Annotated in this window: 6 protein-coding genes; all 6 read left to right on the forward strand. The window is 76.3% G+C overall.

The window, feature by feature from the left end; all coding sequences use genetic code 11:
• The coding region (locus tag ACZ5D2_RS30750) for an SDR family NAD(P)-dependent oxidoreductase (RefSeq protein ID WP_468933859.1) at positions 1–8,793 on the forward strand (8,793 nt) is incomplete at its 5' end.
• Positions 8,794–8,822: 29 nt separating this feature from the next.
• Entirely contained in the window at positions 8,823–13,556 is a 4,734-nt protein-coding gene (locus ACZ5D2_RS30755; RefSeq protein ID WP_468933862.1) for a type I polyketide synthase, read from the forward strand.
• A gap of 49 nt (positions 13,557–13,605) precedes the next feature.
• Positions 13,606–19,086 (forward strand): SDR family NAD(P)-dependent oxidoreductase, encoded by a 5,481-nt coding sequence (locus ACZ5D2_RS30760; protein ID WP_468933865.1) that lies wholly within the window; start codon positions 13,606–13,608, stop codon positions 19,084–19,086.
• Positions 19,083–20,390 (forward strand): cytochrome P450 family protein, encoded by a 1,308-nt coding sequence (locus ACZ5D2_RS30765; RefSeq protein ID WP_468933867.1) that lies wholly within the window; start codon positions 19,083–19,085, stop codon positions 20,388–20,390. Before ACZ5D2_RS30760 ends, ACZ5D2_RS30765 begins: the two co-directional genes overlap by 4 nt.
• Complete coding sequence (locus tag ACZ5D2_RS30770) at positions 20,378–21,700, forward strand: activator-dependent family glycosyltransferase (protein ID WP_331733473.1); 1,323 nt, start codon at positions 20,378–20,380, stop codon at positions 21,698–21,700. Before ACZ5D2_RS30765 ends, ACZ5D2_RS30770 begins: the two co-directional genes overlap by 13 nt.
• Positions 21,697–22,449 carry a class I SAM-dependent methyltransferase gene (locus ACZ5D2_RS30775; RefSeq protein ID WP_331733470.1) on the forward strand — a complete coding sequence of 251 codons (753 nt, stop codon included), beginning with the start codon at positions 21,697–21,699 and terminating at the stop codon, positions 22,447–22,449. The genes ACZ5D2_RS30770 and ACZ5D2_RS30775 overlap by 4 nt, the downstream gene beginning before the upstream one ends.
• The last annotated feature ends 58 nt before the right edge of the window (positions 22,450–22,507 follow it).

Here is a 22,507-nt window from a genome sequence, read left to right on the forward strand (position 1 = left end):
GGGTCGGTCGACACCACCGGTCTCGATGCCGGGTACTGGTACCGCAACCTGCGTCACCCCGTCCGTTTCGAGGAGACCGTCAAGGTCCTCCTGGACAACGGCTTCGCCACCTTCGTCGAGTCCAGCGCGCACCCCGTCCTCACCATGGGCATCCAGGAGACCGCCGAGGCCCTCGGCGCCCACGCCGTCACCACCACCGGTTCGCTCCGCCGTGACGAAGGCGGACTCCAGCGGTTCCTGACCTGTGCCGCCGAGCTCTTCGTGCGCGGCACCGACATCGACTGGGCCCGGCTCTTCGAGGGCACCGGCGCCCGCCGCGTCGAGCTGCCCACCTACGCCTTCCAGCGCACCCACCACTGGCTGCCCGCCGCCCCCGCCCAGGCCCGTGCCGGCGCCGACGGGCCGGAGCCCCTCGGCTACCGCGTCGGCTGGCACAGCCTGCGCGGCGACGACACCGCCGCCCGGCTGCACGGTCGCTGGCTGCTCGTCCTGCCCGACTCCCCGGCCGGCCGCGCCGACGCGGAATCCGCCCGGCAGGCCCTCACCGGCCTCGGGGCGGCCGTCGAGACCCTCGCCATCGATCCCGTCCACGCCGACCGCTCCCTCCTGCGGGCCCACCTCGCCGAGGCCGCCGGCCGCCCCGGCGCCCAGCCGCTCACCGGTGTCCTGTCGCTGCTCTCCCTCACGCCCGGCGAGCACCCCGACCACCCGGGCGTCCCCCTCGGCCTCACCGCCACCCTCACCCTGGCGCAGGCCGCCGCGGACGCCGGGACCGAGGCCCGGCTGTGGGCCGCGACCACCGGCGCGGTCGCCGTGTCGCCCGCCGAGTCCCCCTCGCCCGTACAGGCCCAGACCTGGGGTCTGGGGCGGGTCGCCGCGCTGGAACTGCCCTCCCAGTGGGGCGGTCTCGTCGACCTGCCCGCCGAGCCCGACGACCGCTCCTTCCGGCGGCTGGCCGCCTTCCTCGCCGCGCCGGGAGCGGAGGACCAGGTCGCCGTACGCGGGTCCGGCACCTACGGGCGCCGGCTCCTCCCGGCCGCCCTCCCGGCCACCCCCGGCCGTACCCCGCAAGCCCCTGCCGGGAACGGCACCGTCCTGCTCGTCGGCGACACCGCTCCCGTAGCCGGAGTCCTCGCCCGCCGGCTGCTCGCCGACGGCGCCGGTCACGTCGTCCTCGCCGGACCCGCCGCGACCCTGCCCGACCCCTCCGGCGAGGACTTCGCCGACCTCGCCGACCGCACCACCCTCGCCGCGTGCGACCTCGCCGACGACGCCGCGCTGCGCTCCCTCCTCGCCCGGTACACGCCATCCGCCGTGTACGTCGCCCCGCCGGCCGCCGCGCTCACCGCCCTCGGGGACACGACCCTGGAGGGCTTCGCGGCGGCCGTCACCGCCAAGAGCGGCCTCGCGGGCCGTCTCGACGCCCTGCTCGGCACGCTCCCCGACGGTGCCGCGCCGGACACCCTCGTCCTGTTCTCCTCCGTCGCCGGCGTGTGGGGCGGCGCCGGGCAGGGCGGCTACGCGGCCGGCACCGCCTACCTCGACGCCCTTGCCGAACAGCGCCGCCACCGCGGGCTCCCCGCCGTCTCGGTGGCCTGGACCCCGTGGCGGGACGCCCTCACCGGGCCCGCCGCCGAGCGGCTGCTCCGCGCGGGCCTGGCCCTCCTGGAGCCCGAGCGGGCCCTCGACGCACTCGGCACGCTCGTCGCGCGCCGCGAGAGCGGCATCGTCGTCGCCGACGTCGACTGGGAACGCTTCGCGCCCGCTTACACCGCCGCCCGCCCCGGCACCCTCCTCGACGAGCTGCCCGCCGTACGGGCGCTGCGCGCAGCCGAACGGCGGGCCGCCGAGGACGTCCGCGACACCCCCGGAGCCCTCGCGGCCGGCCTGCGCGGGAAGAACGCCGAGGAGCGGCGCCGCGAACTGCTGCGGCTGGTCCGTACCCACGTGGCGGCCGTCCTCGGCCACACCTCCGCCGAGGACGTCACACCCGACCGGGCGTTCCGGGAACTCGGCGTGAACTCCGTGACCGCCGTCGAACTGCGCAACCGGCTGCGCGAGGCCACCGGGCTGGACCTGCCGGCCTCCCTCGTCTTCGACCACCCCACCAGCGCGGCCGTCGCCCGCCACCTCCACGAACTGGCGTCGGGCGGACCCGACGAACAGGCGGACGGCCCGTTCGCCACCGCCCACGCCGGCGGGGACGCGGAACCCGTCGCGATCGTCGCCATGGCCTGCCGGTTCCCCGGCGGCATCAACACCCCCGACGAGCTGTGGCAGCTGGTGCGCGGCGGCGGCGACGCCATCTCCACCTTCCCCACCAACCGCGGCTGGGACCTGGACGGCCTCTACGACCCGGACCCCGACGCGAAGGGCCGTACGTACGTCCGCGAAGGCGGCTTCCTCCACGAGGCCCCCGACTTCGACCCGGAGTTCTTCGGCATCTCGCCCCGCGAGGCCCTCGCCATGGACCCGCAGCAGAGGCTCCTGCTGGAAACCTCCTGGGAGGCCATGGAGCGGGCCGGAATCGACCCCGGCCTGCTGCGCGGCAGCCGGACCGGCGTGTTCGTCGGCACCAACGGCCAGCACTACATGCCGCTGCTGCAGAACGGTGACGAGGACTTCGACGGCTACCTCGGCACCGGAAACTCCGCCAGCGTCATGTCGGGCCGCCTCTCGTACGTCTTCGGGCTCGAAGGCCCCGCGGTGACCGTCGACACCGCCTGCTCGGCTTCCCTGGTCGCCCTGCACCTGGCCGTGCAGTCGCTGCGCCGCGGCGAATGCGGCCTGGCCCTCGTCGGCGGCGCCACCGTCATGTCCACGCCCGAGATGCTCGTCGAGTTCTCCCGCCAGCGCGTCATGTCGCCCACCGGCCGCTCCCGCGCCTTCGCGGCCTCCGCCGACGGCGTCGCCCTGGGCGAGGGGGCCGGCCTGCTGCTCGTCGAGCGGCTCTCCGACGCCGAACGCAACGGGCACCCCGTCCTCGCCGTCATCCGCGGCTCCGCCGTCAACCAGGACGGCGCCTCCAACGGACTCACCGCCCCCAACGGCCCCTCCCAGCAGCGCGTCATCCGCCAGGCCCTCGCCGACGCCGGCCTGGAGCCCGGTGACATCACCGCCGTCGAGGCGCACGGCACCGGTACGGAACTGGGCGACCCCATCGAGGCGCAGGCCGTCCTCGCCACCTACGGCGAAGGCCGCTCCACCGAGGACCCGCTGTGGCTCGGATCCGTGAAGTCCAACATCGGTCACACCCAGGCCGCCGCCGGAGTCGCCGGCGTCATCAAGATGGTGCTCGCGCTGCGCGGCCGGACCCTGCCCCGCACCCTGCACGTCGACGAGCCCACCCCGCGCGTCGACTGGTCGTCCGGAGCGGTGTCCCTGCTCACCGACGACGTCGACTGGCCGCAGGCCGACACCCCCCGCCGGGCCGCCGTGTCCGCGTTCGGCATCAGCGGCACCAACGCCCACGTCATCGTCGAGGAAGCCCCCCGCCCCGCCGCCACCGGCCCCGACACCGCGCCCGCGCCCGGCGCCGACACCGACGGGTGGGAGGAGGTCACCGTCCCGCTGCTGCTGTCCGCGCGCTCCGACAACGCCCTGCGCGCCCAGGCGGCCCGGCTGCGCGCCGGACTCCTCGAACACCCTGGCACCCACCCCGCCGACGCCGGCTACACCCTGCTCAAGGCCCGCTCCCGGTTCGCCCGCCGGGCCGCCGTCATCGGCGAGAGCCGTGAGGAGATCCTCGACGCCCTCAACGCACTCGCCCAGGACCGGCCGCACCTGGCCGTACTGCGGGGGGCCGCCGGCCCCGGCGACCGCGTCGTGTTCGTCTTCCCCGGCCAGGGCTCCCAGTGGCCCGCCATGGCCGACGGGCTCCTCGACCGGTCGCCCGCCTTCCGGGAGGCCGTCCTCGCCTGCGACGCCGCCCTCGGCTCCTACCTGGACTGGTCCGTCATGGACGTCCTGCGGCAGGTTCCCGGCGCGCCCTCGCTCGGCCGCGTCGACGTCGTCCAGCCCATCCTGTTCACCATGATGGTGTCGCTGGCCGCCGCCTGGCGGTCCCTCGGCGTCCACCCGTCGGCCGTCGTCGGCCACTCCCAGGGCGAGATCGCCGCCGCGTACGTGTCCGGCGGGCTCTCCCTCGACGACGCGGCCCGCATCGTCGCCCTGCGCAGCCAGGCCTGGCTGACCCTCGCGGGCAAGGGCGGCATGATCGCCGTGTCGCTGGCACCCGACGCACTGCGGCGCCGCCTGGAGCGGTTCGGCGACCGGCTGTCCGTCGCCGCCGTCAACAGCCCCGGCACCGCCGCCGTCGCCGGGGAGCCCGCCGCCCTGCGCGAACTCCTCGACGAGCTGACCGCGCAGGGCGTCCACGCCCGTGCCATCCCCGGCGTGGACACGGCCGGGCACTCCGCCCAGGTCGACGCCCTCAAGGAGCACCTCCTGGAGGTCCTCGCCCCCGTCGCCCCGCGGACCGGCGGGATCCCCTTCTACTCCACCGTCACCGGCGGCCTCCTCGACACCGCCGCACTGGACTCCGCGTACTGGTACCGCAACATGCGCGAACCCGTCGAGTTCGAGCGGGCCGTCCGCTCCCTCATCGCCGACGGCCACGAGGTCTTCCTCGAATCCAGCCCCCACCCGATGCTCGCGGCCTCCCTCCAGGAGACCATCGCCGACACCGGCGCCCACGCCGCCGTCCTCGCCACCCTGCGCCGCGACAAGGGCGGCGCCCGCTGGTTCGGCGCCGCGCTCGGCATGGCCCACGTCAGCGGCGTCGAGATCGACGCGGACGCCCTCTTCGGCAGCGGCTCCCGCCGGGTGGAACTGCCCACCTACCCCTTCCAGCGCGAGCGCTACTGGTACAACGCGCCCGCCCGCCGCGGCGACGCCGCCTCCGTGGGCCTCCACGAGGCCGGGCACCCCCTGCTCGGCGCCGGCGTGGAACTCCCCGAGTCCGGATCGGTCGTCTACACCGCCCGCATCGGCGCCGACACCCAGCCCTGGCTCGCCGACCACGCCCTGCTGGGCACCGTACTGCTGCCCGGCGCGGCCCTCGTCGACCTGGCCCTGTGGGCCGGCCGGCAGTCCGGCTGCGACCGCCTCGACGAGCTGATCCTCCAGGCGCCCCTGGTCCTGCCCGACACCGGCGCCGTCGAACTGCGCCTGCTCGTCTCCGCCGCCGACGGGGAGGGACGGCGCACCCTCACCGTCCACTCCCGCGCCGCGGGCGCCGCCCCCGGCTCGCCCTGGCAGCGGCACGCGGAGGCCGTCGCCGCCCCCGCCGGGGACACACCGCCCGCCGCCGCTCCCGCGTGGCCGGCGCCCGCCGCCCGGCCCGCGTCCCGCCCGGCCCCCGACTCCTTCTACGAGGAGTTCACCGCCCGCGGCTACGACTACGGCCCGCACTTCCGCGGCTTCCGCGACGGCTGGCGCGACGGCACCGCCGTCCACGCCGAGGTGGCCCTGCCCCCGCAGACCCGCGAGGGCTCCGCCGGCTTCGGTGTCCACCCGGCGCTCCTCGACGCGGCGCTCCAGGCGATGAGCCTCGGCGCGTTCTTCCCCGACGACGGCCGCGCCCGCATGCCGTTCGCCGTCCGCGGCGTCCGCCTGCACGCCGAGGGCGCCGACCGGCTGCGCGTCACCGTCACCCCCGCCGGCCCCGACGCCGTCACCCTGCGCTGCGCCGACGAGGACGGCCGCCCCGTCCTCGACGTGGACGAACTCCTCGTCCGTACCGTCTCCGACGAGCAGCTCGCCGCCGCCGCGGGCCCCGCGGGCGCCCTGCGGGGCGGATCCCTCCACGAGGTGACCTGGCCGCGGCAGCACACCGCCGCGGCCCCGCCCGGACGCCGCATCGCCGTCGTCGGCGAGGACCACGCCAAGGTCCTCGCCGCCCTGGAGAGCACCGGCGGCCACGGCGACTGGTACCCCGACCTGGCCGCGCTGTTCGCCGACACCGACGCCGTCACCCCCGACAGCGTCGTCGTCTCCTTCCCCCAGCACCCCCGCCCCGACGCCGCGACCGCCCACACCGTCACCCACCGGACCCTCGACCTCGCCCGGACCTGGCTGGACGCCCCCGAACGGTACGCGCACACCGCCCTCACCCTCGTCACCCGCGGCGCCGTCGCCACCGCCCCCGACGAGCACGTCACCGACCCGGCGACCGCCACCCTGTGGGGCCTGATCCGCTCCGCCCAGTCCGAGGAACCCGGCCGCTTCGCCCTCCTCGACCTGGACCCCGCCGCCGTCGACGGCACCGCCCTGACCGCCGCCCTGGCCGGCACCGAACCCCAGCTCGCCGTCCGCGGCGCCGCCGTCCGCGCACCCCGGCTGGCCCGCGCCGGCACCACCGACCCCCGTACGGACCTCCTCGTACCGGACGCCGGCACCACCGCCTGGCGGCTCGCCACCGACGGCGGCGGCACCCTCGAAGGCCTGCGCCTCGCCCCCGCCCCCGACACCCTGGCCCCCCTGGAGGAAGGCCAGGTACGGATCTCCGTACGGGCCGCCGGCATCAACTTCCGCGACACCCTCATCGCGCTGGGCATGTATCCCGGCGAAGCGGCCGTCATGGGAGCCGAGGGCGCCGGCGTCGTCACCGAGGTCGGACCCGGCGTGAGCACCCTCACCCCCGGAGACCGGGTCCTCGGCATGTGGACCGGCGGATTCGGCCCGTACGCCGTCGCCGACCACCGCATGGTCGCCCCGGTCCCGGCCGGCTGGACCTACGCCGAAGCCGCCTCCGTCCCCGCCGTGTTCCTCACCGCCCACTACGCGCTGACCCGCCTGGCCCGGGCCACCCCCGGCCAGTCCCTGCTCGTCCACGCGGCCGCCGGCGGCGTCGGCATGGCCGCCCTGCAACTGGCCCGCCACCTCGGCCTCACGGTCCACGCCACCGCGAGCACCGGCAAGTGGGACACCCTGCGCGGCCTCGGCCTCACCGACGACGCCATCGCCGACTCCCGCACCACCGGCTTCGCCGACGCCTTCCTCACCCGCACCGCGGGCCGCGGCGTCGACATCGTCCTCAACTCCCTCGCCGGGGAATTCGTCGACGCCTCCCTGCGGCTCCTGCCCCGCGGCGGCCACTTCCTCGAACTGGGCAAGGCCGACGTCCGCGACCCGCGGACCGTCGCCGCCGCCCACCCCGGCACCCACTACCAGGCCTTCGACCTCGTCCAGGCCGGCCCCGAAACGGTCGGGGAGATGCTCCGCGAACTCCTCGTCCTGTTCGAGGCGGGCGTGCTGCGGCCCCTGCCGCTGACCGTCCACGAGGTCCGGCACGCCCGCGAGGCGTTCCGCACCCTCAGCCAGGCCCGCCACACCGGAAAGCTCGTCCTGACCATGCCGCCCGCCTTCGGGCCCCACGGCACGGTCCTCGTCACCGGGGGCACCGGCACCCTCGGCAGCGCGGTCGCCCGCCACCTCGTCACCGCACACGGCGTACGCCACCTCGTCCTCGCCGGCCGACAGGGCCCCGAAGCCGAAGGCGCCGCCGAACTCGCCGACGAACTCGCCGGGCTCGGCGCCCGCGTCACCGTACGGGCCTGCGACGCGGCCGACCGCGACCAGCTCGCCGCGCTGCTCGCCGCCGTCCCCGCCGCCCACCCGCTGACCGCGGTCGTCCACACCGCCGGCGTCCTCTCCGACGGCACCCTGGCCACCCTCACCCCCGAAACCCTCGACACCGTCCTGCGTCCCAAGGTCGACGCCGTACTGAACCTGCACGACCTCACCAAGGACCTCGACCTGTCGGCGTTCGTCCTCTACTCCTCCTCGTCCGCGCTGTTCGGCAGCCCCGGCCAGGGCGGCTACGCGGCCGCCAACGCCTTCCTCGACGCGTTCGCCGACCACCGCCGCTCCCTGGGACTGCCCGGCGTCTCCCTCGCCTGGGGCCTGTGGTCCAGCAACAGCCGCATGGCCGGCCACCTCGACCAGAGCGGCATGCACCGCCGTCTCGCCCGAGGCGGCGTCATGCCCCTCACCGACGCCGAGGGCCTCGCGCTCTTCGACGCCGCCCAGACACTGGACACCCCCCTCCAGGTCCCGATCCGCCTCAACCCGGCGGCCCTGCGCGCCGCCGGACCCGTCCCCCCGTTCCTCAGCGCCCTCGTCGGCACGACGGACGCCCCCAGCGGCCCCCGGCAGCCCAGCGGCCCCACCGGCACCCTCGCCGACCGCCTTCCGGGCGTGCCCGCCGAGGAACAGGAGGAACTGCTCCTGGACGCCGTACGCGCCCACGCCGCGGCCGTCCTCGGCCACGGCGGCCCCGAGGGCATCACCGTCGACCGCGCCTTCAAGGAACTCGGCTTCGACTCCCTCACCGCCGTCGAGATGCGCAACCGGCTCGCCGCCGACACCGGGCTGCGCCTGGCCGCGACCCTGGTCTTCGACCACCCCACCCCGGTGGCCCTCGCCGCACACCTGCACCGCGCCCTCGCACCGCGGGACGACACCGAGGCCACCCCGGCCGCCGACGCCCGCGGCACCTCGGTCATGGCGGAACTCGACCGCCTGGAGGCCCTCTTCGGATCCCTGTCCGGCGGGGCCGCGCACGGCGCCACGGGCCCCGACGAAGCCGCCCACAAGGAGATCGCCAACCGGCTCGCGGCCCTCACCGGCCTGTGGAACGGCATCGGCGGCCCGAACGGCACGAACGGCACGAACGGCACGCACGGCACCACCGGGGGCACCGGGCCCTCGGACCCCGGCGGATCCGTCGCCGTGTCCCTGGAGGACGCCGACGACGACGAGATCTTCGCATTCATCGACGAGCGGTTCTGAACCGCACAGCACGTGACGGGTGACGAGACATGGCGAACGAAGACAAGCTCCGCGAATACCTGAAGCGGGCCACGACCGAACTGCACCGCACCAGCGAACGCCTCAAGGACCTGGAGTCCCGGGCCCACGAGCCGATCGCGATCGTAGGCATGGCCTGCCGCTTCCCCGGCGGCGCCGACAGCCCCGAGGCCCTGTGGAAGCTGGTCTCCTCCGGCACCGACGCGGTCTCCCCCTTCCCGGGGGACCGCGGCTGGGACGTCGAGGGCCTCTACGACCCCGACCCCGACGCGGCCGGTCGCTCCTACTGTCGCGAAGGCGGCTTCCTGGACGCGGCGGGCGCCTTCGACCCCGCCTTCTTCGGCATCTCCCCGCGCGAGGCGGTGGCCATGGATCCCCAGCAGCGGCTGCTGCTGGAAACCTCCTGGGAGGCCCTCGAACGGGCCGGAGTCGACCCCCGGTCCCTGCACGGCAGCCGCACCGGCGTGTTCGTCGGTGCCTGGGACGGCGGCTACACCTCCGGCGTCCACGCGCCGTCCGCCCAGCTCGAAGGCGACCTGCTCACCGGCAGCGTCGTCAGCTTCACCTCCGGCCGCATCGCCTACACCCTCGGCCTGGAAGGCCCCGCGGTGACCGTCGACACGGCCTGCTCGTCCTCCCTGGTCGCCCTGCACCAGGCCGCCCAGTCCCTGCGCCGCGGCGAGTGCGACCTCGCCCTGGCCGGCGGCGTCACCGTCATGTCGACACCCGCCGTCTTCGTCCAGTTCTCCCGCCAGCGCGGTGTGGCCACCGACGGCCGCTGCAAGGCCTTCGCGGACTCCGCGGACGGCTTCGGCCCCGGGGAGGGCGCCGGGATCCTGCTCGTCGAACGGCTCTCCGACGCCGTGCGCAAGGGACACCGCGTCCTGGCCGTCCTGCGCGGCTCCGCCGTCAACCAGGACGGCGCCAGCAACGGCCTCACCGCGCCCAGCGGCGCCGCACAGCAGCGCGTCATCCGCCAGGCCCTCGCCGACGCCCAGGTCACCGCCGCCGACGTCGACGCGGTCGAGGCCCACGGCACCGGCACGAAGCTGGGCGACCCGATCGAGGTCCAGGCCCTCATGGACACCTACGGCAGTGCCCGAAGCGTCGAACAGCCTTTGTGGTTGGGGTCGTTGAAGTCGAACATCGGGCATGCGCAGGCGGCTGCGGGTGTGGGTGGTGTCATCAAGATGGTGATGGCGCTGGAGCACGGGCGGCTTCCGAGGACGTTGCATGTGGGTGTGCCGTCTTCGGAGGTGGACTGGGAGGCGGGTGCGGTCGAGCTGCTGGCCGAGGAGCGTGTGTGGCCTGAGGTGGGTCGGGTGCGGCGTGCGGGGGTGTCGTCCTTCGGTGTGAGCGGGACGAACGCGCACGTGATCCTGGAGCAGGCCCCGCTGACGGAGCCCGCCGCGGAAGCGGACTCCCGGGAGCTGCCGGTGGTCCCCGTGGTGGTGTCCGCCAGGTCGGCGGCGGGCCTGCGTGACCAGGTGGAACGCCTGCGCACCCACATGGAACGGGAGCCCGCACCGCGTCCGCTGGACGTGGCGTGGAGCCTGGCCACGGGCCGTTCGATGCTGGAACACCGCCGGGTGGTCCTCGGCGGTACGACCGTCGAGGGTGTGGCGGGGTCGTTCGGTCGTCGGGTGCTGGTGTTTCCGGGTCAGGGGACGCAGTGGGTGGGGATGGGTGCGGAGCTGCTCGACTCTTCCCCGGTGTTCGCGGGGCGGTTGCGGGAGTGTGCTGATGCTCTGGCGCCGTTCGTGGATTTCGATGTGGTGGAGGTGTTGCGGGAGGGGCGTTCGCTGGAGCGGGTGGATGTGGTCCAGCCCGTGACGTGGGCGGTGATGGTTTCGCTCGCCGAGGTGTGGCGTTCGCTGGGTGTGGTGCCGGATGCGGTGGTCGGGCATTCGCAGGGTGAGATCGCCGCTGCTGTCGTGTCGGGGGCGTTGTCCCTTGCGGATGCGGCGCGGGTGGTTGCGTTGCGGGCTCAGGTGATCGGGCGTGAGCTGGCCGGTCTGGGGGGTATGGCGTCGATTCCGTTGCCGCTGGAAGCGGTTGAGGCGCGGCTTGGGGTGTGGGCGGGCCGGCTGGGTGTGGCTGCGGTGAACGGGCCGTCGAGCACCGTCGTCGCCGGGGATGCGGATGCGGTGGCCGCGTTCGTCGCGGAGGCGGTGGAGGAGGGGATCCGGGCCCGTCAGGTGCCCGTCGATTACGCCTCGCACTCTGCGCATGTGGAGCGGATCGAGGCCGAGCTGCTGGACGTTCTCGGCCCGATTGTGCCGCGCAGGGCGGAGATCCCGTTCTACTCGACCGTGACCGGCGGCCTCCTGACGGAGACCGTGCTCGATGCCGGGTACTGGTACCGCAACCTGCGCCATCCCGTCCGCTTCGAGGACACGGTGCGCAAGCTGATCGCCAAGGGATTCGGGACGTTCGTCGAGTCCAGTGCGCACCCCGTCCTCACCATGGGCGTCCAGGAGACGGCCGAGGCGGTCGGTGCCGAGGTGGTCACCACCGGTTCGCTCCGCCGTGACGAAGGCGGACTCCAGCGGTTCCTGACCTGTGCCGCCGAGCTCTTCGTGCGCGGCACCGACATCGACTGGGCGCAGCTCTTCGAGGGCACCGGCGCCCGCCGCGTCGACCTGCCCACCTACGCCTTCCAACAGCGGCACTACTGGCTGGAGCCCTCGATCCCGGCCGCGTCCCGGGCCCTGGAGGCGTCCGGCGTCGACGGGTGGCGGTACCGGGCCGGGTGGAAGAAGCTGCCGGGCCGTGAGCTTCCGGCCCGGCTGGACGGGACCTGGCTGCTGGTGGTCGCCGACGGGCTCGCGTCCGGTCTGGCCGACGAGGCGGAAGCGGCCCTCGTACGGCACGGCGCCCGCGTCGAGCGGTTCGTCCTCGACGCGGCGACCGCCACCCGCGCCGCCCTGGCCGCCGCTCTCGCCGGGCACACCGCCCCGGCCGGGATCCTCTCCCTCCTCGGTACGGGCGAACTCCCGCACCCCGAGGGGTCCGACGTGCCCCTGGCCGTGGCCGGTACCACCCTGCTCGCCCAGGCCGCCGTCGACGCGGGCCTCACGGCCGGGATCTGGGCCCTCACCCGGGGCGCCGTCGCCGTCTCCCCGGGCGAACTCCCGCACTCCGCCGGAGCCCAGCTCTGGGGCCTCGGGCGCGGGATCGCCCTGGAGCACCCCCGTCTGTGGGGCGGGCTCGTGGACCTGCCCGAGGCTCCCGACCGGCGCGCCTGGCAGCAGGTGGCCGCCGCCCTGACCGGTACCACCGGTGAGGACCAGATCGCCCTGCGGGCCTCCGGCACCTACGGGCGCCGGCTCGTCCCGGCGGACCGTACACCCGTACGCCGCACCTACGCTCCGCGCGGCACGGTCCTGGTGACCGGGGGGACCGGCGCGCTCGGGGCGCACGTCGCGCGCTGGCTCGCCGCGCAGGGCGCCGGGCATCTCGTCCTGACCAGCCGCCGGGGCGCCGGGGCCCCGGGCGCCGAGGACCTGGCCGCCGAACTGCGCGCCCTCGGCGCCGAGGTGACCCTCGCCGCCTGCGACGTCTCCGACCGGAGCGCGCTCGCCGCCCTCCTCGACGCCCACCCCCCGACGGCCGTCTTCCACACCGCCGGCGTCCCGCACTCCGAGACCTTCCTCGACACCGGCACCGGCTCCCTCGCGGCCGTGTACGGGGGCAAGGTCGCCGGGGCCCGCCACCTCGACGAACTCACCCGCTCCCACGGCCTGGAACTGGACGCGTTCGTGCTCTACGCCTCCGGGGCCGGCGTATGGGGCAGCGGAGGCCAGAGCGCCTACGGCGCCGCCAACGCGGCCCTGGACGCGCTCGCCGAGCGGCGCCGGGGGGAGGGCCTGACCGCGACCTCCGTGGCCTGGGGCCTGTGGGGCGGCGCAGGCATGGGTGAAGGCGCCGGGGAGGAGTTCCTCAGCAGCCGGGGGCTGCGCGCCATGGACCCCGCCGAGGCCGTCCGCGCCCTCGGTCGCGCCCTCGACCGCGACGACGTGTGCGTGGCCCTCGCCGACATGGACTGGCCGCTGTTCGCGAAGGGGTTCACCACCTTCCGGCCCAGCCCGCTCATCGGGGACCTGCCCGGCGTCCGCGAGGCCACGGCGGGCCCGGAGGCCGACGGGCCCGCCGACGACGGGCTGCCCGCGCTGCCGGTGCTGCTCGCCGCGGCCGACCCGGCCGAACGGTACGAGATCGTCCTGGACCGGGTGCGCGAGGCCGTCGCCGCCGTCCTCGGCCACGCGGGGCCCGAGGACGTCGACCCCGAAGGGGCCTTCAAGGACATCGGGTTCAGCTCCCTGACCGCGGGCGAGCTCGCCGTCCGCCTCAGCGGTGCCACGGGACGCAAACTGCCCCCGACCCTGGTCTTCGACCACCCCACGGCCTCCGCCGTCGCCGCCCACCTGGTGGACCTGCTGGCGCCGCGGGCCCCCGAGGGCGTGGCGGAGCCCGAGGAGGCGCGGATCAGGGCCGCGCTGGCGGCCGTACCGCTCGACGTGCTCCGCGGGGCCGGACTGCTCGACACCCTCCTCGCGCTGGCGCCCGGGGCGTCGGCAACGCCGGTACTCCAGCAGGGCTCGGGCGGCGTCGCCTTCGATCGGGTCGGCCACGGTCACGGCGGTCGTGACGGGGGCGGCGCCGACGGCGAGGCCGTCGACCTGATCGACGCGCTCGACGAGGACGCCCTGATCGAGCTGGCCCTGCGGGACGCCGCCGCCTGACCCGGTGTCCCGCCCGTACCACCCGCCCCACCCAGAGAGGGATCCACCGATGGCCATGTCCTCCGAGAAGCTCATGGAGGCGCTCCGCACCTCGCTGAAGGAGACGGAGCGCCTGCGCCGGCGCAACCGGGAGCTGACCGAGGCCGCGCACGAGCCGGTCGCGGTGGTCGGCATGGCCTGCCGCTACCCCGGAGCCGACTCTCCGGAGGACCTCTGGGACCTGGTGGCCGCCGGGCGGGACGCCGTCACCCCCTTCCCGGCGGACCGGGGCTGGGACCTGGAGGGCCTCTACGACCCGGACCCGGACGCGGAGGGCACCACCTACTGCGCCGAGGGCGGGTTCCTCGCGGGCGCCGCCGACTTCGACGCCTCCTTCTTCGGCATCTCGCCCCGCGAGGCCGTCGTGATGGACCCGCAGCAGCGGCTCCTGCTGGAGGTGTCCTGGGAGGCGCTGGAGCGCTCCGGCCTGGACCCGCGCTCCCTGCGCGGCACGGGCACCGGCGTGTACGTCGGTGCCGCCCACGCCGAGTACGCCACCGACCTGGACCGGGTGCCCGAGGGATCGGAGGGCTACCTCCTCACGGGCAGCGCGGACGCCGTGCTGTCCGGGCGGATCTCCTACGCCCTCGGTCTCGAAGGCCCCTCCATGACCGTCGAGACGGCCTGCTCCTCCTCGCTGGTCGCCCTGCACCTCGCCGTGGCGGCGCTGCGGCGCGGCGAGAGCGGACTGGCGCTGGCCGCGGGCGTCGCCGTCATGCCCGACGCGGCGGCCTTCGTGGAGTTCTCGCGGCAGAAGGGTCTGGCCGCCGACGGCCGGTGCAAGGCCTTCTCGGCGGACGCGGACGGGACCGGCTGGGCCGAGGGCGTCGGCGTCCTCGTCCTGGAACGGCTCTCCGACGCCGAACGCAACGGGCACCCCGTCCTCGCCGTCATCCGCGGCTCCGCCGTCAACCAGGACGGCGCCAGCAACGGCCTCACCGCCCCCAACGGCCCCTCCCAGCAGCGCGTCATCCGCCAGGCCCTCGCCGACGCCGGCCTGGAGCCGCACGAGGTGGACGCCGTCGAGGCGCACGGCACCGGCACCCGCCTCGGCGACCCCATCGAGGCCCAGGCGCTGCTCGCCGTCTACGGGACCGGCCGTCCCGACGGCCGGCCGCTGCGGCTCGGCTCGCTGAAGTCGAACATCGGCCACGCCCAGGCCGCCGCCGGGGTGGGCGGGGTCATCAAGACCGTCCAGGCGCTGCGGCACGGACTGCTGCCCAAGACCCTGCACGCCGCGACGCCCACCCCGCACGTCGACTGGTCGGCCGGCGGGGTCCGGCTGCTGACCGAGCCCGTCCAGTGGCCCGCCGGTACCCGGACGCGCCGGGCGGGGATCTCCGCCTTCGGCGTCGGCGGCACCAACGCCCACGTGATCGTCGAGGAGGCACCCCGCAGCGCACCCCCGGCGGCCGTTCCCACCGGAGCCCCCGACCGTGCGCCGGCCGCCGCCGCGCCGCCGCTCGTCCCGTGGTTCGTCTCCGGGCGCTCCGAAGCCGCCCTGCGCGCCCAGGCCGGCCGGCTGCGCGACCACCTCGTCACCGCCGAACCCGACGCCCTCGGCATCGGCCACGCACTGGCCGCCACCCGTACCGCCTTCGAACACCGGGCCGTCGTCCTCGGGACCACGTACGCGGAACTCGCCCGGGGCCTCGACGCCCTCGCCGACGGCGTGCCCTCCCCCTCCGTGGTGACGGGCGTGCGGCGCAGAGAGGCGAAGACCGCCTTCCTCTTCACCGGACAGGGCAGCCAGCGCACCGGCATGGCCCGCGCCCTGCGCGCCGCGCACCCCGTGTTCGCCCGCGCCGTCGACGCCGTGGCCGAGCGGCTCGACCCGCACCTGGACCACCCCCTGTCCACGGTCCTCGACGCCGCCCCCGGCAGCCCCGAGGAGGAACTGCTCCACCGCACCCGGTACGCGCAGGCCGCGCTGTTCGCCGTCGAGGTGGCCCTGTTCCGGCTGCTCGAACACTGGGGCATGCGGCCCGACGTCCTCCTCGGCCACTCCGTCGGCGAGATCGCCGCCGCCCACGTCGCCGGGGTCCTCGACCTCGACGACGCCTGCGCCCTCGTCGCGGCCCGCGGCCGGCTGATGCAGGCCCTGCCCGCCGGAGGCGCCATGCTCTCCGTACGGGCCACCGAGGACGAGGTGGACGAACTGCTCGCCGGCCTCGGCGGTGTCGCGGTCGTCGCCGCCGTCAACGGGCCCCGCTCCGTGGTCGTCTCCGGCACCGGGGAAGCAGTCGAGGAGGTCGGGGCGGCGCTCGCCCGGCGCGGCAGGAAGACCAAGCGGCTCACCGTCAGCCACGCCTTCCACTCCCCGCTCATGGACCCCATGCTGGAGGAGTTCCGCACCCTCGCGGACGGCCTCACCTACCGCGCCCCCCGCATCCCCGTGATCTCCAACGTCACCGGCCGGCGCGCCACCGGCGGGGAACTGCGCGACGGCTCGTACTGGGCCGGCCACGTCCGCGCGGCCGTACGCTTCGCCGACGGGGTGCGCGCCGCGCACGCGATGGGCGTCACCACCTTCGTCGAACTCGGCCCCGACGGCGTGCTGTGCGCGATGGCGGAGGAGACCCTCGCCGCGGTCCCGGCCGGCGCGCCCGGGGACGAGCCCGTCCTGGTCCCCGTGCTGCGCCGCGGCCGCCCCGAGGGCGAGACCCTGGTGCGCGCCGTGGCCGTCGCCGCGAGCCGGGGCGCCGCCGTCGACCGGGCCCGCCTCTTCGAGGGGACCCGCGCCCGGCCCTTCCCCCTGCCGGTGTACGCCTGGCAGCACCGGCGGTTCTGGATCGCCCCCGGCCCCCGGGGCCGGGGCCGGGGCCCGGCGGCGGCGGGCGGCACCCGGCGCCACCAGGTCACCTGGCAGCCGCTGCCCGCCCCGCACCCGGGCCCCGAGCCCCTCACCGGCACCTGGCTGCTCGTCGAACCCGCGCCGGGCGACTCCGCCGCGGCGGCCCCCTTCGCCGCCGCCGCCGTACGGGCCCTGACCGCGCGCGGGGCCGTCGTACGCCGACTGGCCGTCGACGCCGACCGGACCGACCGGGCCGCCCTGGCCGAGGCCCTGCGGACCGCCGCGGCCGACCCGGCCGCACCCGTCGCGGGCGTCCTCTCCCTGCTGGCGGCCGACGAACGGGAGCGGGCCGCCACCGGCGCCGTCCCGGCCGGGATCCGGGCGAACCTGGCCCTCGTCCAGGCCCTGGCGGACACGTCCCCGACCACCCGCCTGTGGTGCGCGACCCGGTCGGCCGTCGCCCTCACCCCCGGCGAGCGCCCCCGCCAGGCGGCCGCCCAGCTGTGGGGGCTCGGCCGGGTCGCGGCCCTCGAACTCCCCGCCCTGTGGGGCGGCCTGGCCGACCTGCCCGAGCACGCCGACGACGCCGACTGGCGGATCCTCGCCGCGGCCCTCGGCGGCCCCGAGGACCAGATCGCCGTCCGCGACGGCCGCGCGTACGGTCGCCGCCTGACGTCGGCCCCCGCGCCCCGCGCGCAGCGCCCGTACCGTCCCTCCGGCACCGTCCTGGTCACCGGCGGCACCGGTGCCCTGGGCGGTCACCTCGCCCGCCGGCTCGCCGCCGAGGGCGCCGCGCACCTGCTGCTCGTGGGCCGGCGCGGCCGCCGCGCCCCCGGGGCCGACGTCCTCGAGGCCGAACTCCTCGCCCTCGGCGCCAAGGTGACCTTCGCCGCCTGCGACCTCGCCGACCGGGCCGCGCTCGCGGACCTCCTCGACGGGGTGCCCGCCGACGCCCCGCTCACCGCCGTCTTCCACGCGGCGGGCGTCCCCCAGGTCAGCCCCCTGACGGAGGCCGGCCCCGCGGCCTTCGCCGACGTCTACGCGGGCAAACTGGACGGGGCCCGCCACCTGGACGAACTCACGCGCACCCACGCCCTCGACGCGTTCGTCCTGTACTCCTCGGGCGCGGGCGTCTGGGGCAGCGCCGGCCAGTGCGCCTACGCCGCCGCCAACGCCGGACTCGACGCCCTCGCCCTGCGCCGCCACGCCGAGGGCCTGCCCGCCACCTCCGTCGCCTGGGGCCTGTGGGGCGGCGGCGGCATGGGCGACGGCGAGGGCGCCGCCTACCTGACGCGGCGCGGCGTACGGCCCATGGACCCGCAGGACGCGCTGACCGCGCTGTTCCGTGAGATCGCCGCCGGCGAGGCCACCGCCACGGTCACCGACACCGACTGGGAGCGCTTCGCCGACGGCTTCACCGCGTACCGGCCCAGCCCCCTGCTGGCTCCGCTGATCCCCGCCGCACCCGGCGGCGTACCGGCCGCACCCGCCGCTGACCCGGCGCCCGGCGCACCCGCCCCCCGGGACCCGCGCCGGGAGCTCGCCGGGCTGCCCCCGGCCGAGCGGCACACCGCCCTCCTCGGCCTGGTGCGGGCCGAGGCCGCCGCCGTCCTGGGACACGCGGACGCCGCCGAGGTCGAACCCGACGCCCGCTTCACGCTCATCGGCTTCGACTCGCTCGCCGTCACCCACCTGCGGCGCCGCCTGGCGGCCACCACCGGACTCGACCCGGCCCCCGAGGCCTTCTTCGACCACGACACCCCGGCCGCCCTCGCCCGCCACCTCCTGGAACTCCTCCAGGCAGACCCCGACGACCCGGCGGACGGCCCCGCCGCGCCGCCCCGGCCCGGCACGCTCTCCGCCCTGTACCGGGACGCGGTCCGCGACGGCCGGATCGCCGAAGCCGTCGAAGCGTTCGGCGCCGTCGCCGCCCTGCGCCCCGTCTTCACCCGTGAACGGCCCGCGCGCGTACGACCCGTACCCCTCGCGCAGGGCCCGGACGGCGCGGGTGACGGGCCGCTGCTCATCGGCGTCGCGGGCACCGCGGCCGTCTCCGGTCCCGCGGAGTTCGCCGCCCTCGCGGCGGCCCTGGCGAGCCGCCGCACCGTCGCCGCCCTCCCGCAGCCCGGATTCCGGCCCGGGGAGGAACTCCCCGACTCCCTGGACGCCCTGTGCGCGGCCCACGCCGAGGCCGTCGCCGGACTGGCGGCGGGCCGGCCGTTCGCGCTCGTCGGCCACTCCGCCGGAGCCAACGCCGCGCACGCGCTCGCCCGTCATCTGGAAGCCCGGGGCGACGGCCCCGCCGCCCTCGTGCTCGCCGACGTCTACACCCCCAGCGCGCCCGGCGCGATGGGCGTCTGGCGGGACGTCATGCTGCGCTGGGCCATGGACCGCAGCCCCGTACCGCCCGACGACACCCGGCTCACCGCCATGGGCGCCTACCACCGGCTGCTCCTCGGCTGGACGCCGCGACCCACCCGCGCCCCGGTCCTGCACCTGCGCGCCACGCTGCCCATGGCCGACTGGACCGACCCCGACGAGGACTGGCGGTCCGTCTGGGACACCGCCCACACCGTCACGGACGTCCCCGGCAACCACTTCACGATGATGACCGAGCACGCCCCGGCCACGGCCCGTGCCGTCGACGGCTGGCTGGACGCGCTGTTCGGCGGCAACCGACGACGAGGAGAGGCATGACCTCCGAGACGCTGAACGGGGGAGCGCCGGCCCGGGACACCGCCCGCCGCGCCCGCAGGAACCAACTCACCCGTGCCGCGCAGTGGTTCGCGGGCATCGAGGACGACCCCTACGGCCTCCTCCTGCGGGCCGGCGACGAGGACCCGTACCCGTACGAGGAGCGGGTCCGCGCCCTCGGCCCCCTGTACCACAGCACCCTCCTGGACACCTGGGTCACCGCCGACCCGGCCGTCGCGCGACAGGTCCTGGGCCACCCCGCCTTCGAGGGGCCCGGCCCGGCCGACGCCGCCGACGACCCGCTGCCCTACCGCAGCCCCGCCCTCACCCCGGACCGGGCGGACGCCGCGCGGCTGGGCGCCCTCACCGCCTTCGGCGGGCCCCTCCTGCGGGCCGGGGACCCGGCGTCCGTCGAGCGGCGGACCGACGCGGCGGCCCGGACGCTCCTCGCCGGACTCGGCCCGCGCTTCGACCTCGCCGAGGACTTCGCCCGGCCCCTCGTGGGACGGGTCCTCGCCGCGGAGCTCGGCCTGCCCGAAGCCGTCCACGGGGACTTCGTCCGCCACCTGTCCGGCTGCCGCCACGCCCTGGACGGCCTGCTGTGCCCGCAGACGCACACCGTCGCCGAGGCCGGCGAGGCCGCCGAACGCTCCCTGGCCGCCCTCCTCGCCGAGGCCTTGCCCGGTGCCGAGGCCGGTGCCGACGCCGACCGCGCCGACGCCGACCGCGCCGACGCCGACCGCGCCGACGCCGACCGCGCCGACGCCGACCGCGCCGACGTCCTGCGTGCCGCGCTGGCCCTGGCCGTGGGCTGCGCCGAACCCACCGTGGTCCTGCTCTCCCACGCCGTCGGCCGGCTGCTCGACGAGCCGGGCGGCCGGCTCGGTCCGGCCGCCCGCCCCGACGGAGCCGCCGCCGCCATCGCCTCGACCCTGCGCGAGGCGCCGCCGGTGCGGCTGCGGACCCGTACCGCCCGCGAGGCCGTCACCCTCGCCGGGCACGAGCTGCCCGCCGGGGCCCACGTCACGGTCCTGGTCGCCGCCGTCGGCCGCGACCCGAGGGCCGCCGCCGACGGTCCGCCCCCCGGCCTCCCGGCCGACCCGTACCCCGGGCCCGGCGCCCACCTCGTCGGGGCCGTCGCCCGCGCCGCCCTGCGCGTCCTCGCCGAGACCCGTCCCGGGCTGCGCGCGGCCGGCGGGACGGTCGTCCGGCCGCGCTCGCCCGTACTGCGCGCCCCGGCCCTCCGGCCGGTCGCCGCCGACCCCGCCGACGGAACCGAGGAGGAGACGCTGCCGTGCGCGTCCTGATCACGTGCTTCGCGCACAACACGCACTACTACAACCTGGTCCCGCTGGCCTGGGCGCTGCGCGCCGCCGGACACGAGGTGCGGGTCGCCAGCCAGCCCGCCCTCACCGAGGTGATCAACGGGTCGGGGCTGACGGCGGTCCCCGTCGGAGACCTCGACTCCATCGTCGAGCTGATGACCCGGATCGGCGGCGACCCCACCCCCTACCAGCAGGGCCTCGACTTCGCCGAGACCCGCGGCGGTCCGCTGGGCTGGGAGCACGCCCTCGGGCAGCAGACCATGATGACCGCCATGTCGTTCGCCCCGCTCAACGGCGACACGACCATCGACGACCTGGTCGCCTTCGCGCGGGCCTGGCAGCCCGACCTCGTCCTGTGGGAACCCTTCACCTACGCCGGGCCGATCGCCGCGCACGTCGTCGGCGCCGCCCACGCCCGCCTGCTGTGGGGGCCCGACGTCATCACCCACGCCCGACGGCAGTTCCTCGAACTGAGCGCCGGCCGGCCGGAGGAGCTCCGCGAGGACCCCATGGCCGAGTGGCTCACCTGGACCCTGGAACGGTTCGGCCCCGCCCCCGACGCCGCCGCCGTCGAGGAGCTCATCGGCGGGATGTGGACCATCGACCCGGCCCCCGGGGCCCTGCGCCTGCCGGTGCCAGGCGAGGTCCTGCCGGTCCGCTACGTCCCGTACAACGGGCCGTCGGTGATCCCCGGCTGGCTGCACGCCCCGCCGGCCCGGCCCCGGGTCTGCGTCACCCTCGGCGTATCGGCGCGCGAGACCTACGGCCGGGACGCCGTCCCCTTCGAGGAACTCCTGCACGCCCTCGGCGACATCGACGCCGAGATCGTCGCCACCCTCGACGCGAGCCAGCTCCAGGACCGCGACGCGCTGCCCGCCAACATCCGGGCCGTCGACTTCGTCCCCATGGACGCCCTGCTGCCCACCTGCTCCGCCGTCGTCCACCACGGCGGCGCCGGCACCGGCTACACCGCCACCCTGCACGGCGTGCCGCAGATCATCGTCGGCTCCCTGTGGGACGCCCCGCTGAAGGCCGAACTCCACGCCGAACAGGGCGCCGGCATCGACCTGCCCCCCGCCAAGCTGGACGCCGCCACCCTGCGCGAGGCCGTCGTACGGGCCCTCACGGACCCCTCCATCGCCGCGGCCGCCCGCCGGCTGCGCGAGGAGGTCCTCGCCGCGCCGTCACCCGCCGCGCTCGTCCCCACCCTGGAACGGCTCGCCGCCCGCCACCGGGCCGCCCGCTCCGCTTCCCCCACCGCTCCCCGCCCCGGCCAAGGAGACCCGACGTGACCACCGCCACCGCCACCGCCCGACCGGACGACGGCTACACGGGCGGCATCGCCCGCCTCTACGACCTCGTCCACCAGGGCAAGGGCAAGGACTACGCCCGCGAGGCCGCCGACCTCGCGGACCTGGTGACCTCCCGCGCGCCCGGCGCCCGCAGCCTGCTCGACGTGGCCTGCGGCACCGGACTGCACCTCGAACACCTGACGGCCGCCTTCGACACCGTCGAGGGCCTCGAACTCTCCCCCGACATGCGGGAGATCGCCGTCCGCCGCAACCCCGGCGTCCCCGTGCACCCCGGCGACATGCGCGACTTCGCGCTCGGCACCACCTACTCGGCCGTCACCTGCATGTTCAGCTCCATCGGCCACATGCGCGACCAGGCCGAACTCGACGCCGCGCTCTCCCGCTTCGCCGCCCACCTGGACCCCGCGGGCGGGGTGGTCGTCGTCGAACCCTGGTGGTTCCCCGAGACCTTCACCCCCGGCTACATCGGCGCGTCCGTGGTGGAGGCCGAGGGCAAGACCATCTCCCGGGTCTCGCACTCGCGCCTGGAAGACGACGCCACCCGCATCGACGTCCACTACCTCATCGCCGAACCGGGCCGCGACATCACCCACCTCAGCGAGAGCCACCGCATCACCCTCTTCACCCGCGCCGCCTACGAGCTGGCCTTCACCCGCGCCGGACTGACCGTGGAGTTCCAGGAGGGCGGCCCCTCCGGTCGCGGCCTCTTCACCGGCGTCCGGGCCTGATCCGTCCGGGTCCGATCCGGCCGTGCCCGGCCGCGCCGTGATCCAGGAGATCCCCCCC

Source organism: Streptomyces sp. NPDC031479 (assembly GCF_055581065.1).

Bases quoted from the DNA above. Each gene is read 5' to 3' on its own strand.
- ACZ5D2_RS30755 (WP_468933862.1), top strand. From the start codon at position 8,823: ATGGCGAACGAAGACAAGCTCCGCGAATACCTGAAGCGGGCCACGACC.
- ACZ5D2_RS30760 (WP_468933865.1), top strand. From the start codon at position 13,606: ATGGCCATGTCCTCCGAGAAGCTCATGGAGGCGCTCCGCACCTCGCTG.
- ACZ5D2_RS30765 (WP_468933867.1), top strand. From the start codon at position 19,083: ATGACCTCCGAGACGCTGAACGGGGGAGCGCCGGCCCGGGACACCGCC.